Source organism: Streptomyces sp. P9(2023), from assembly GCF_032436795.1.
In the GTDB taxonomy this organism is placed as follows: Bacteria; Actinomycetota; Actinomycetes; order Streptomycetales; family Streptomycetaceae; genus Streptomyces.
The window spans coordinates 77,236-90,821 of sequence record NZ_JAUPWM010000024.1 but is presented as its reverse complement, the minus strand read 5'-3'; the positions used below and the strand labels follow the sequence as shown (position 1 = coordinate 90,821).

Here is a 13,586-nt window from a genome sequence, read left to right as displayed (position 1 = left end):
CCGACTCGTCGCGACCAACGTGAAGAAACTCGTCAATAACAACTCGAACTGACATGAACAGGATCACGAGACACTAGGACACCTTGAGGCGGCGTGCCAGACGTGGACCCTCGCGCTGGAGGATTACCCCAGTCTCCAATCCGGACGGGCGGACGAACGGATTCAGACCATGCACAGCCGCATTCGACCCTTCTTGAAGAATCATGCCGCCCGTGACCTCTTCGAACGAGCCCGCTTGGTGACCCCGGCGATCAAATGAGCCACCCGAGTTTTTTGCCTCCGTGCCGTTCTTCTGTGGCACTGGTCGGGGGTCACCCTGGTCGGGGCTCGGGCAGACGGGGGCGAACACGTTCGGTTGCCCATCCGCCCGGCTGATGCTTCGCGGTCTCGCGGTTGTGGCACGCCGCACACAGCGGACGGAGCATGTGCCACGCGTCCGGATCGGGCACGCGCGCCACCAGCGAACGGCGCGAGTCGGGGAAGTGGTCAGCCACGGTCGCCGGCTTGGTGCACAGCCCGCGCCACGGGTGCGCATACAGGTAGCGGCACTGGATGTTCGGCCACCGACGCCCGTACGCGCTCGTCCCTGGTGTCTCCCGCAGTGCATTCGCCTCACGCTCGTGTGCGGCACAGCGACCGCCGCGCGCAGCGGCTCAGGGCACCCGGGTACCGAGCACGGGGGGGGCTTACGCGGCATGGGGCACTCCTTGGCATCTGTGTAGTGGTCCAACCGCAGGTCTCGACGGCGACAGCGATGGCGTGATCAGCGCGATATGCAGTGGGGGCAGCGTCGCCCCCTTGGAGCACCTCAGCGCCCAGGTCATCACTGATCCCGGCAACTCAAACTCGCGATGCGGGATGGGGTCTCGGCTGATGTCGGCCCGGTCATCTCCCATCGCGGCATAGCGTCGACTCGACCGGACGCCTCATGTCGTGACGTTGTGTCCTTTCTTCGACCGACGTCACGCAATGGCGCGCGACAGGAGGTAGAGGACATGCAAACCAACCTGATCGAAGCCCAGCGAGAGGACTGCGAACCGTGACTACGACCCGCAGGGAGGACATCAACAAGCAGCTCCCGCACTTCGAACTTCGCTGCGGCGGACTGCACTTAACCGTGCAGCGCATTCCCGGATGGCTGGTCGTTCTGATCACCACGGCGGGCGGGGCCGCGGGGACCTGGTGGGCCCAGCGCTAGGCGGCGCTCGCCTCGAACTCCGTGGTTGAGCTGGTGGCACTCCCGGCACAGCACCTGAACGTTGCCGTCCGTGTCGGTCCCTCGCATCCCGAGGGGCCGCACATGGTCCACGTCCACGCCCGAACGGGGAAGTCGTTCAAGCACCAGTCACACCACGCGTGCCCTTGCGCTCGGTAGCTCGGCGGCGCAGTGCACCAGCATCGTTCCGGGTCGCTCGTCGTCGGCTCCGCCTGGTCGTCGTTCTCGTCGTGCCCGCCCCCGGGCTCGAACCGCCTCTGATCGAGCACCCACCTCGTGCTCCGCCTCACACTGGCGCCCGCGGCGGAATGAACGCGGCGGGGGCGGGCGTTTTCGCTCTCGGAACACCCCCCGAACCCGGAGAGAAGCAACAACATGCGCGTCGAGATCTGGAGCGACATCGCTTGCCCGTGGTGCTACATAGGCAAGGCCCGCTTCGAGAAGGGGCTCGCTGCCTTTGGCCATCGTGACGAGATCGAGGTCGTGCACCGGTCCTTCGAGCTCGATCCGGACCGGGCCAAGGGCGACACCGCGCCGGTGCTCGACATGCTGGCGAAGAAGTACGGGCGGACCCTGGACGAGGCCCGTGCCATGGAGGCGCACGTCGCCTCCAACGCGCACTCCGAGGGGCTCGGGTACCGCACCGAGGGACGCGACCACGGCAACACCTTCGACATCCACCGTCTGCTCCACCTCGCCAAGGAGCGCGGCCGGCAGAACGAGCTGCTCGACCTCGCCTACCGCGCCAACTTCGCCGAGGAGCGGTCCGTCTTCGACGCCGAGACGCTCGTCCTGCTCGCGGTCGAGGCCGGTCTCGACGAGGCCGAGGTCCGTGCCGTGCTCGCCGACGAGACCGCGTACGCGGACGCCGTACGGGTGGACGAGCGCGAGGCGGCCGAACTCGGCGCGAACGGTGTGCCGTTCTTCGTCCTCGACCGGCGCTACGGCATCTCCGGCGGCCAGCCCGCCGAGGTCTTCACCCAGGCCCTGGAACAGGCCTGGCAGGGCCGCACCGTCCTCCAGCCGGTCGGCGGCGGCGCGGCGGTCGGCGACGCCCCGGCCTGTGACGTCGACGGGAACTGTGAGGTCTGAGGCCCCAGACAACCGCTCCGACCTGGGTTTATAAGCGATTATTTGGGATTCTTCTTGATCTCTCGTGATTGACGTGAGGTCGGGGGAAGCCCAGGCTGATGCCATGGATGACTCGGATCTCATGCAACCCCTCGGCGGAGCCGAATTCGCGCCGCAGCAGACGTATCTGAACACTTCCGCCTGCGCGCTGCTGCCGCGCCGCACGATCGAGGCGGTCGCCCTGCTCTGCGAGGAGACCGCGGCCGGACGCCCGGAGGGAGCCGGCAGCTTCGACATCGTGGACGAGGCACGGGCCACGTACGCCCGGCTCGTGTCCGTCCACCCCGACCGGGTCGCTGTCGGCAGTTCCGTCTCCGTGCATGTCGGGATGATCGCGCAGTCGATGCCGGCGGGAGCCGAGATCCTCTTCCCCGAGGGTGACTTCTCCTCCGTGATCACGCCGTTCACGATCCGCGGCGACCTCAAGACGCGCTTCGTACCGCTGGAGCGGCTCGCCGAGTCCATCGGCCCCGAGACCGCGCTCGTCGCCTTCTCTTCCGTCCAGTCGGCCGACGGCCGGACGGCCGACTTCGCGGCGGTACGGGCCGCGGCGGCCGCGCACGGCGCCCGAACGCTCCTCGACGCCACCCAGTCGGCGGGCTGGCTGCCGCTGTGCGCGGGGGAGTGGGACTTCACGGTGGCCGGCGGGTACAAGTTCCTGCTCTGCCCGCGCGGCGCGTCCTTCCTCACCGTCACGGAGGAGGCGCAGGACACGATGGTCGCGATCCACGCGGGCTGGGTCACCGGCGAGGAGCTGTGGAGCAACAGCTACGGGCCCGTGCGCGAACTGGCCCGCTCCGCACGGCGGTACGACGAGCCGCCGGCGTTCCTCTCGTACCACGGGGCAGCCCGTTCGCTCGCCCTGCTCGAAGAGATCGGGATCGAGCGGATCGAGGCCCACAACAAGGCCCTCGCCGCCCGCTTCCGCGCCGGGCTCGTGGACCTGGGCCACGCCCCGGTGCCGGACGTCTCCGGAGTCGTGGGCGTCCCGGGCCTCGGCGACCGGCAGCCCGACCTGCTGGCCGCCGGCGTCCTGATGTCCGCCCGCGCGGGCAAGCTGCGGGCCTCATTCCACCTCTACAACGGCCCGGCCGATGTCGACCGCGTCCTGGAGGTCCTGGCCGGCTGACGGCCCCTGCGAGGCGGGGCCCGGTTCGTGCCCCGCCTCGTGGCCCTACGGGCAGGAGTCGTGCTCCGTCGCCGCCCCGCAGAGGTTTCCCTCGACCTTGGCCAGCAGACGGCTCAGTTCCGCCCGTTCGTCCGGCGTGAGACCGGCCAGGGTGTACTCCTCCAGGCCCGTCCACGCGTCCGCGACCCCCCGCCGCAGCGCGCCCTCGTCGTCCGCCGCCTCGACCAGGACCGCGCGGCGGTCGGTCGGGTCCGGCGTACGGCGGACATGGCCGCTCTGCTCCAGCCGCTGGAGCATCTTCGTGATCGTCGAGGGGTCCAGGCCCATCGCCTTGATCAGCTCCGACTGGCGCACGGGCCCGCAGTCCCACAGGCACATCATCAGGAACTCCTGGCCCGGGAAGAGCCCGACCTCCTTGAGCAGTCGCCCCGCCGCGATCCGGTGCAGCCGGGCCACCCGGGAGATCCCGTGGCTCACCGGCCCGCCCCGTGCGACGGACGGCAGCAGACCCGCGGCGGCGGGGTCCGACGGGACCGGGGACGGGGAGTCCGAGGTGATCGCGGACGCGGTGTCCGAGGGAGGTTGGGACGGGGACTCGGGCGGCATCGCTGGCTCCTCGGAACGGGTGATGTCCCCAGATTACCTTGGTCGGCCAAGTAATGGGTTACAGTGGCGTCAGGCCACATACTTGGCCGACCACATAAATTCTTCGGAGTCCGTCATGACCACTGCCTTCGACCCGATCGACCTCGCCGGCGCCCGGCTCGCCAACCGCATCGCCATGGCCCCGATGACCCGCAGCCGTGCCCATGCCGCGGAGCGCACCCCCTCGGCCCTGACCGCCGAGTACTACGCCCAGCGCGCCTCCGCCGGTCTGATCGTCACCGAGGGGATCCAGCCCTCGGCCGTCGGCCAGGGATACCCGAACACCCCCGGTCTGCACAGCGCCGAGCAGACCGCCGCCTGGCGCGTGGTCACCGACGCCGTCCACGCCCGGGGCGGCACGATCTTCGCCCAGCTCATGCACACCGGCCGGATCGGCCACCCCGACCTCCTCGACGGCGACCTCCACCCGGTCGGCCCGTCCGCCGTCCGCGCCGACGGGCAGGTCTACACCCACGACGGCATGAAGGACTTCGTCACCCCGCGCGAGCTGACCGCCGACGAGGTGCGCTCCACCGTCGCCGAGTACGCGGCCGCCGCACGCAACGCGGTGGAAGCGGGCTTCGACGGGGTCGAGATCCACGGCGCCAACGGCTACCTCGTCCACCAGTTCCTCGCCGCCGGCTCCAACCACCGCACCGACGAGTGGGGCGGCTCCGTCGAGAACCGGATCCGGTTCGCCGTCGAGGTGGTGAAGTCGGTCGCCGTCGAGATCGGCCCCGAGCGCACCGGGCTGCGCATCTCCCCGGCCAACACCTACAACGGCATCAAGGAGACCGAGTCGGAGGAGACGTACACGGCGCTGGTCGCGGCGATCGACCCGATCGGCATCGCGTACCTGCACGTCCTGGAGGCCGTCCCGGAGGTCCGTGAGCTGACCCTGGCCCTGCGCAAGCAGTTCTCCGGCACCTTCGTCCTCAACCCGGCGACCGAGGGCCCGACCGGCGCCGAGTCGCTGGCCCTGATCGAGGACGGGACCGCCGACATGGTCGCGTACGGCGCGCTGTTCATCGCCAATCCCGACCTGCCTGCCCGGCTGAGGAACGACGGCCCGTACAACACCCCGGACCGCACCTCCTTCTTCGGCGGCGACCACCGCGGATACACGGACTACCCGGCACTGTGAGGGGCCTGCGGGGGCCCGAGGGGCCCCCGCACCCGGCCTCACCGCACCGGCGTGAAGTCCCGTGCCCCGATGAACTCCGGCCGCCGTACCGGCGCCGCGAACGGCTCGACCGCCGCGTTCTCCACGCTGTTGAAGACGATGAAGACGTTGCTGCGCGGATACGGCGTGATGTTGTCGCCCGAGCCGTGCATCGCGTTGCAGTCGAACCAGGTCGCCGACCCCGCCCGGCCGGTGAAGAGCCGGATGCCGTGCGCGTCCGCGAGCGAGGTCAGCGCCTCGTCCGACGGGGTGCCCGCGTCCTGCATCTGCAGCGAGCGCTTGTAGTTGTCCTTCGGCGTCGCGCCCGCGCAGCCCAGGAACGTCCGGTGCGAGCCCGGCATGATCATCAGGCCGCCGTTGGTGTCGTGGTTCTCGGTCAGCGCGATCGACACCGACACCGTGCGCATGCGCGGCAGCCCGTCCTCCGCGTGCCAGGTCTCGAAGTCCGAGTGCCAGTAGAACCCGGAGGCGCCGAAGCCCGGCTTCACGTTGATACGGGACTGGTGGACGTACACGTCCGAGCCGAGGATCTCGCGGGCCCGGCCCACCACCCGCTCGTCCCGGACCAGTTGGGCGAAGACCTCGCTGATCCGGTGCACCTCGAAGACGGACCGTACGGTCGCCGACTTCGACTCGACGATCGCGCGCGGATCGGACCGTACGGCCGGGTCGGCGACCAGCCGGTCCAACTCGCGCCGGTACACGGCCACTTCGTCGTCGCCGAGCAGCTCCGGCTCGACGAGGAAGCCGTCCCGGTCGTACGACTCCAGGCCCGGCGCGTCGCCCCACACCACCGGGTCCCGGCGCGGGGTGAGCACCTCGGAGGCGCCCCGGGTCGGGTACAGGTCGGTGCGTTCCGTGCGTTCCGTACGTACCTCGGTCATGATCAGCCCTCCTCCGTGAGCAGGGGATACACCCCGTTGGCGTCGTGGTCCTCCCGCCCGGTGACCGGCGGGTTGAAGACGCAGACGCAGCGGAAGTCGGTCCTGGGACGGAGCGTGTGCCGCTCGTGACCGTCGAGCAGGTACATCGTGCCCGGTTCGATCCGGTGCTTCTCGCCGGTCTCGTCGTTCGTCAGCTCGGCCTCGCCCTCGACGCACAGGACGGCCTCGATGTGGTTGGCGTACCACATGGACGTCTCGGTGCCCGCGTAGAGCACGGTCTCGTGGAGCGAGAAGCCGACGCGCTCCTTGGCGAGGACGATCCGCTTGCTCTCCCAGGTGCCGGAGGCGGCCCGCACATGGCGTTCGGTGTTCTCGATGTCCTTGAACGATCGGACGATCACGGTGGTACAACTCCCTTTCGGTTACCGGTTCTTCGGGTGGTTCAGGCGGTCTCGCGGACCGCGCGGGACAGCGTGCGCAGCCCCTCGTCCAGCTCCTCCGGGGTGACGGTCAGCGGCGGGAGGAGCTTGACGACCTGGCTCTCCGGGCCCGAGGTCTCCAGCAGGAGCCCCAGCTCGAAGGCGCGGGCGCAGACCTTCGAGGCCCGGGTCCGGTCGGCGAACTCCAGGCCCCACACCAGGCCACGGCCCCGGTAGTGGGCGCCGTCGGCCGAGTTCTCCTCGCAGAGCGCGAGCAGCGCCTGCTCGACCTGCTCGCCGCGTGCCAGGGTCTGCTTCTCCATCTGGCCGTCGGCCCAGTACGTGTCGAGCGCGGCGGCGGCGGTGACGAAGGCCGGGTTGTTGCCCCGGAAGGTGCCGTTGTGCTCGCCGGGCTCCCAGACGTCCAGCTCCGGCCGGAACAGGCAGAGCGACATCGGCAGCCCGTAGCCGCTGATCGACTTCGACAGCGTGACGATGTCCGGGGTGATGCCGGCCTCCTCGAAGGAGAAGAACGCGCCGGTACGGCCGCAGCCCATCTGGATGTCGTCGACGATCAGCAGCATGTCCTGGCGCCGGCACAGGTCGGCGAGCGCGCGCAGCCACTCCGGGCGGGCCACGTTGATGCCGCCCTCGCCCTGGACCGTCTCCACGATCACCGCGGCCGGCTTGTTGAGGCCGGAGCCCTGGTCGTCGAGGAGCCGCTCGAACCAGAGGAAGTCCGGTACCTGACCGTCGAGATAGTGGTCGAACGGCATCGGCGTGCCGTGCACCAGCGGAATGCCCGCCCCGGCCCGCTTGAAGGCGTTGCCGGTGACGGCGAGCGAGCCGAGCGACATGCCGTGGAAGGCGTTGGTGAACGAGACCACCGACTCGCGGCCCTTCACCTTCCGCGCCAGTTTCAGCGCGGACTCGACGGCGTTGGTGCCGGTCGGCCCCGGGAACATCACCTTGTACGGCAGGGAGCGCGGCTTCAGCACGACCTCCTGGAAGGTCTCCAGGAAGGTCCGTTTGGCGGTGGTCGCCATGTCGAGACCGTGGGTGATCCCGTCGCGCTCCAGATAGTCGATCAACGCCCGTTTCAGCACGGGGTTGTTGTGGCCGTAGTTCAGCGAGCCGGCGCCCGCGAAGAAGTCGAGGTAGTCGTGGCCGTCCTCGTCGGTGAGGCGGGCGCCGTGCGCGCGGTCGAAGACGGTGGGCCAGCCGCGGCAGTAGCTGCGCACCTCCGACTCCAGGGTCTCGAAGACGCTCAGTTCGGGCGGGGTGATGGTCACAGCGAAGCTCCGGGGGAGTGGAAGGGGCCGATGCGGTACAGGACTTCGGGCTGGTGGGCGGCGTCGCCCTCGACGGTCTCGGGGAACAGGCCCCCGTCGAAGAGGACTTCGCGCTCCAGGGGGAGCCCGTGCCGGGTGGCGTAGGCGGTGAAGAGCCGGTCCGAGGGCGTGTTGTCGGGCGTCACCGTGGTCTCGACCTCGTCCGGGGCGACCCGGGCGGTCAGCGCGTCGAGGAGTACCCCAGCGAGGCCGCGGCCGCGGTGGGACTCGTCGACGGCGATCTGCCATACGACGAGGGTGCCGGGGCGGTCGGGGCGCAGGTACCCGGTGACGAAGGCGACCGGCTCACCGTCGTCGGCGGTGCGCGCGACCAGCGAGGTGGCGGCGAAGTCGCGGCACCACAGCAGGTAGCTGTACGAGGAGTTCAGGTCCAGCACCCGGGAATCGCGGGCGATACGCCAGATCGCGGCTCCGTCCTCCACGCGTGGGCTTTCCAGTGTCATGGCTGCTTGTGCTGCGGTCATGGCGAGGGAATTTACCGATCGAATTCCCGAATTGCATGTGGCGGAGGGGTGGGCGGGGGAGGTTGAATGTGTTATTCGCGCGGGCGCGAATCGATGCCCTTTTGCCCGTATAAGTCCGGGCAAAAGGGGCGGGGTGTGGAGTCCGTCACAAGCGCGGAATGCGCCGGAAGTACTGACGAAATCTTGGCGTTTAGGGTCCGGGAAACCGGGCAGAAGAAAAGCGGTAGGTGTACGGGGAATTCGCGCGAATAAGGTGCGCGAATAATGCGCGTGAATGGGGCGCTCGAATGGGCGCGGGTATGGGGCGCCGGATGCGCGCGCGAAAAGGCGGGGCTGATTTGCGCGGACGGCCACGCCGCGGAGGTCGTGCCGTATCCGCCCCGGGGCGGATATGTGCGACGGGAGGGCCCAGGGGCCGATCTGGCCGACGGGAGGGCCAGGGGTCGACCTGCGCGGCGGGAGCCCGGGGACGGTTTACGCGGCGGGGACCCCGAGGCCGGTGTGCGCGACGGGCGGGGCCCGGGCCGCTATGCGTGACGGGAGTCCTGGGGTCGAACTACGCGACGGGCGGGCCCCGATGCCGATGTGCGCGATGGGAGGGCTCCGGGGCCGATCTGCGCTGACGGGGCGAGACCCTGGGCCGGTGTGTGCGACGGGCGGGGCCCGGGCCGCTATACGCGACGGGAGTCCCGGGGCCGATGTGCACGACGGGACGGCTCCGGGGTCGGTGTGTGCGACGGGGCGGGCCCTTGGGCCGGTGTGTGCGACGGGCGGGGCCCGGGGGCGCTTAACGCGACGGGAGTCCTGGGGTCGAACCACGCGACGGGCGAGCCCCTGGGTCGGTGTGTGCGACGGGCGGGGCCCGTTGGTGCCGCCCGTCGCTGTCGCGTCCCTCGTCCGTCGCCGGGCGCTCTAACCCCACGCCTCCGTGGCCGCGCGCCGCGCGCCCTCCAGGTCCACCGTCCGGCCCGTCCCGCCGAGCGCCGCGCCCAGCGCCGCCAGCGAGGACTGGACGGCGCCCGGGGTCGCGTCCACGCCGTAGTGGTTGACCCGGATCATCTCCTTCGACAGCGCCCCGCCGCCCGCGATCAGCGGCAGCGACGGGTCCGCCGCCAGCGCCTCGGCGACCAGCTCCGAGGCGTCCACGCCCGCCGGTACGCGCAACGTCGTCGCGACCGGGGCCGCGTCCTTCGCCTCCTGGACGTACGGCTCCAGACCGCCGCCGAGGGCCAGCGTGCCCGCGCGGGTCGCGGCCGCGGCGGACGCGTGACGGGCCATCAGCGCGTCGAGGCCCTCGGACTCGATCCGCTCCACGCACGCCTCCAGCGCCAGCATCTCCAGCTGCGCCGGCGCGTGCAGCAGCGCCTTCCGGCCGCCGTCGATCCAGCGCTCCTTCCAGTCCAGGAGGGAGAGGTACGAACGGCGCGGCGCCCGCGGGTTGGCGGCGAACCGTTCCCACGCCCGCTCGCTCACCGACACCGCCGAGACGCCCGCCGGACCGCCCATCGCCTTCTGCGCGCCGATGATGCACATGTCCACGCCCCACGCGTCCGGCAGCACCGGCTCCGCGCCGATCGACGCCACCGCGTCGAGGTAGAACAGCGCGCCGTGCGCCCGTACGACCTCACCGATCTCGGCGACCGGATTGGTGTTGCCGGTCGCCGCCTCCGCGTGCACCAGGGAGACGAAATCGATCGCCGGATGCTCGGCGAGCGCCCGCTCCACCTGGGCCGCCGTCACCGCCGCGTGGAAGGGCACCTCCAGGTCCACGACCGTGGCGCCGCAGTCCCGCAGCCAGTTGCCGAAGGTCTGACCGTACGGACCGGTGACGATGTTCAGCGCGGTCGAGCCGGGCCGTGCCCCGCTGCGGATGCAGCCCTCCAGCGGCAGCAGCGCCTCGCCCTGGGTGATCACCACGTCCTGCTCGGTGGAGAGCAGGGCGGCGACCCGCCGCTCGATGGACGCGAAATGCGCGGCGGTCAGCGGGGCCAGGTCCAGCAGCGGATGTGTCACGGTCACGGTGGTGCCTTCTTCGGAGGGAGGGTCGAGCGTCGGTTCAGGGTACCGAGCCGGCTCGCGACGGCTTCGGACGTGCGCCCCACGTCGGACCCGTGACTGGTACGCGCGCCCCTACGTCGTACGCGCGCCCCTACGTCGTACGCACGCCCCTACTTCGTACGCGCGCCCCTGATTCGGGCGTGATCCCCCTTCGTACTCGACCTACCCGAAACCGCCCATCGAGCGCGTACAACCCTGACGGGGCATCCGGTGTCGAACAGGGCGACGGACAAGGGGCGGGCCCTTTCCGGACACCCCCGCAGCCGCCTGGATCCTCGCCAGCATCCAGGAGCCGCTCCATGCGCAAGCACCGCATCGCCGCCCTCACCGCCGCGACCTTCCTCCTCACCGCCGGCGCGGGCCTCCTCACCGCGCCCGCCGCCCACGCCGGAGTCCCCGGCTCCACCCGCGCCGACGACCGTAACTGCGACTTCGACGGCGACGGTTACGACGACGTCCTCGTCGGCGCGCCCGGCGCGACCGTCGGCGGCAAGCGCGGCGCCGGTCTCGTGACCGTCCAGTACGGCTCGGCCAAGGGCATCGGTACGACCCGCGCCGCCGTCATCGGCCAGAACACCGCGGGCGTGCCCGGCGGCGCCGAGACCGGGGACGCCTTCGGTCAGGCCGTCGCCACCGGCGACCTGGACGGGGACGGCTACGACGACGCGATCGTCGGCGTCCCCGGCGAGGACATCGGCACCCTGGCCGACACCGGCGGTGCCCTGATCCTCTGGGGCTCGCCGAAGGGACTCGTCGGCAGCCACAGCCAGGGCCTCTCCTCCCTGCGGGTCCCACGGCCGGGGCCCGCTTCGGCTCGGCCTTCGCCGCCGCCCGCTTCACCGCCGAGACCCCGGGTGACCAGTTGATCGCCCTGGACGGCAAGGGTGCGGAGCGGCACCAGTTCGCCGCCGCCCCGCAGCCGGGCGCGTCCGCCCGCCAGGACCGGGCGACGGCGCTGAACCACTCCTCCCTCAAGGCCGCGGCCGAGTGGCGCGACATCTCGGCACGGTCGCTCACCACCGGCGACTACGACCGCGACGGCTTCGCCGACCTCGTGATCAGCGGGGTCACCACCGGCGCCGAACCGGGCCACGGCTGGTCCTGGTACCTCTCCGGTCACGCGGACGAACTCCTCTTCGAGCGCGAGCTGCGCGGCGGACCGGTCGCCGCCTCCGGGGACATCGACGGAGACGGCTACGACGACCTCGTCACGGGCGAGCCGCACAGCCCGGACGACGGCGGCGAGTCGATGACCGGCGGGCTGGTCGGCGTCTACCTGGGCGGCCGCTCGGGACCGGCCGGCGTCGAGGGTCAGGGGACCCCGCCGCGCTGGTGGACCCAGGACTCCCCGGGCGTTCCGGGCAGCTCCGAGCGCGGCGACGGCTGGGGCTCCGACCTCTCCGTCGCCGACACGAACGGTGACGGTTACGCGGACGTGGCGATCGGCGCGCCCGAGGAGGACAACGGCACGGTCGCCGACGCGGGCATGGTGACCGTCCTGCGCGGCACGCGTTCCGGGCTCACCGCCACCGGCGCCCAGTGGTGGACGCAGGACGCGCCGTCGGTGCCCGGCGCGGTGGAGCGGGCGGACCGGTTCGGCGCCCAGGTCCGGCTGGCCGACCCGAACGGCGACGGCCGCTTCGGGCTGCCGGCCGCGGCACCCGGCGAGAACACCGGTGACGGCCACATCTGGGTCTTCTCGGCGGGTACGGGAGGGCTGACGGCGGCGGGTTCGTGGACGTACTCCGCGGGCTCGCTCGGCGGACCTGCGGTGGACGCCCGCTTCGGGTCGGCGATCGACGAATGACCGAGGACTGACCGTCTTCAGCCGGGTGCCCGCCCCTCGTAGAGTGCAGACATGAGCGATCACGTGGTGCTGCATGTGAAGGGGCGGGTGCTCGTCGGCCCGGAGGACGTACGGGACGAGCTCTGGGCGGTCGACGGGCGCGTCACGTACACCCGCCCGTCCGGGGAGGCGCTGACCGTCGAGGGCTGGGCCCTGCCGGGGCTCGTCGACGCGCACTGCCACGTCGGCCTGGACCAGCACGGCCCGGTCGACGACGCCATCAGCGAGAAGCAGGCGCTGACCGACCGGGACGCGGGGGCGCTCCTGATCCGAGACGCGGGCTCGCCGTCCGACACCCGCTGGATCGATGAGCGCGAGGACCTGCCGAAGATCATCCGTGCGGGCCGGCACATCGCCCGTACCCGCCGCTACATCCGCAACTACGCCCACGAGATCGAGCCCGAGGACCTGGTGGCGTACGTGGGGCGGGAGGCCAGGCGCGGCGACGGCTGGGTCAAGCTCGTCGGTGACTGGCTCGACAGGGAGGTGGGCGATCTCGGCGCTTGCTGGCCGCGGGCCGAGGTCGAGGCGGCGATCGCCGAGGCGCACCGGCTCGGGGCCCGGGTCACGGCGCACTGCTTCGCCGAGGACTCGCTTCGGGACCTGGTGGAGGCGGGCATCGACTGCATCGAGCACGCCACCGGGCTGACGGAGGAGACGATCCCGCTCTTCGCGGAGCGGGGCGTCGCGATCGTCCCCACGCTCGTCAACATCGCGACCTTCCCGCACCTCGCGGACGGCGGTGAGGCCAAGTTCCCGCGCTGGTCGGCGCACATGCGGCGGCTGTACGAGCGCCGGTACGACACGGTCCGCTCGGCGTACGACGCGGGCGTCCCGGTCTTCGTCGGCACGGACGCGGGCGGCTCGCTCGCGCACGGACTGGTCGCGGCGGAGGTCGAGGAGCTGGTCAAGGCCGGTATCCCCCCGATCGAGGCCCTCTCGGCAACCACCTGGGCCGCCCGCACCTGGCTGCACCGCCCGTCCCTGGAGGAGGGCGCCCCGGCCGACCTCGTCGTCTACGCCGAGGACCCCCGCGCGGACGTCCGCGTGCTGGCGGCGCCGCGCAGGGTGATCGTGAACGGCCGGGTCATCGGCTGAGGGGCGGGCGGGGGTCGGGGCGGCCGTTGGGTCGACCGGGCCCCCACCCGCTGTCGTCCAGGGCTGTCGTCCAGGGCTGTCGGGCCCGGCGGGGATCGGTCCCGGCATCGACCGGCGCGGACGGGGTGCCCGCGCGGACCGGTCCCAGCACCTGGTGGTCC

General features: G+C 71.4%; 11 protein-coding genes and 1 pseudogene. 6 read left to right on the top strand and 6 right to left on the bottom strand.

Annotated features, from left to right (window positions below):
• Positions 1-1,039 precede the first annotated feature (1,039 nt).
• The 3 genes from Q5762_RS25880 to Q5762_RS25870 all read left to right on the top strand — a co-directional run bounded on the left by Q5762_RS25880 (position 1,040) and on the right by Q5762_RS25870 (position 3,476).
• Entirely contained in the window at positions 1,040-1,198 is a 159-nt protein-coding gene (locus Q5762_RS25880) for a hypothetical protein (protein WP_315894643.1), read from the top strand.
• A gap of 393 nt (positions 1,199-1,591) precedes the next feature.
• On the top strand, positions 1,592-2,308 hold the full coding sequence (locus Q5762_RS25875; RefSeq protein WP_315894635.1) for a DsbA family oxidoreductase: 717 nt from the start codon (positions 1,592-1,594) through the stop codon (positions 2,306-2,308).
• 103 nt (positions 2,309-2,411) lie between these two features.
• The gene (locus tag Q5762_RS25870; protein ID WP_315894634.1) at positions 2,412-3,476 is read left to right on the top strand and encodes an aminotransferase class V-fold PLP-dependent enzyme; all 1,065 of its coding nucleotides are present in this window, start codon (positions 2,412-2,414) and stop codon (positions 3,474-3,476) included.
• A gap of 45 nt (positions 3,477-3,521) precedes the next feature.
• Here the strand turns inward: Q5762_RS25870 and Q5762_RS25865 are convergent, their stop codons facing one another.
• Positions 3,522-4,082 carry a MarR family winged helix-turn-helix transcriptional regulator gene (locus Q5762_RS25865; RefSeq protein WP_315894633.1) on the bottom strand — a complete coding sequence of 187 codons (561 nt, stop codon included), beginning with the start codon at positions 4,080-4,082 and terminating at the stop codon, positions 3,522-3,524.
• A 115-nt stretch (positions 4,083-4,197) separates the two neighbouring features.
• Here Q5762_RS25865 and Q5762_RS25860 point away from each other — a divergent pair, with 115 nt between their 5' ends.
• Positions 4,198-5,265 (top strand): alkene reductase, encoded by a 1,068-nt coding sequence (locus Q5762_RS25860; protein ID WP_315894632.1) that lies wholly within the window; start codon positions 4,198-4,200, stop codon positions 5,263-5,265.
• Positions 5,266-5,303: 38 nt separating this feature from the next.
• Here the strand turns inward: Q5762_RS25860 and thpD are convergent, their stop codons facing one another.
• From thpD to Q5762_RS25835, 5 genes are all read right to left on the bottom strand, one after another.
• On the bottom strand, positions 5,304-6,188 hold the full coding sequence (gene thpD, locus Q5762_RS25855) for an ectoine hydroxylase (RefSeq protein WP_315894631.1): 885 nt from the start codon (positions 6,186-6,188) through the stop codon (positions 5,304-5,306).
• Between the two features lie 2 nt (positions 6,189-6,190).
• Positions 6,191-6,589, bottom strand: a complete 399-nt coding sequence (locus tag Q5762_RS25850) for an ectoine synthase (protein WP_315894630.1) — start codon at positions 6,587-6,589, stop codon at positions 6,191-6,193.
• 41 nt (positions 6,590-6,630) lie between these two features.
• Entirely contained in the window at positions 6,631-7,899 is a 1,269-nt protein-coding gene (ectB, locus tag Q5762_RS25845; RefSeq protein WP_315894629.1) for a diaminobutyrate--2-oxoglutarate transaminase, read from the bottom strand.
• Positions 7,896-8,423 carry a diaminobutyrate acetyltransferase gene (ectA, locus tag Q5762_RS25840; protein ID WP_315894628.1) on the bottom strand — a complete coding sequence of 176 codons (528 nt, stop codon included), beginning with the start codon at positions 8,421-8,423 and terminating at the stop codon, positions 7,896-7,898. The genes ectB and ectA overlap by 4 nt, the downstream gene beginning before the upstream one ends.
• A 912-nt stretch (positions 8,424-9,335) precedes the next feature.
• On the bottom strand, positions 9,336-10,436 hold the full coding sequence (locus Q5762_RS25835) for an aminotransferase class V-fold PLP-dependent enzyme (RefSeq protein WP_315894642.1): 1,101 nt from the start codon (positions 10,434-10,436) through the stop codon (positions 9,336-9,338).
• Between the two features lie 344 nt (positions 10,437-10,780).
• Between Q5762_RS25835 and Q5762_RS25830 the strand changes: the two are divergent.
• Positions 10,781-12,288: pseudogene (locus Q5762_RS25830) on the top strand (esterase).
• A gap of 51 nt (positions 12,289-12,339) precedes the next feature.
• Positions 12,340-13,425 (top strand): amidohydrolase family protein, encoded by a 1,086-nt coding sequence (locus tag Q5762_RS25825; protein ID WP_315894627.1) that lies wholly within the window; start codon positions 12,340-12,342, stop codon positions 13,423-13,425.
• Positions 13,426-13,586: the final 161 nt, after the last annotated feature.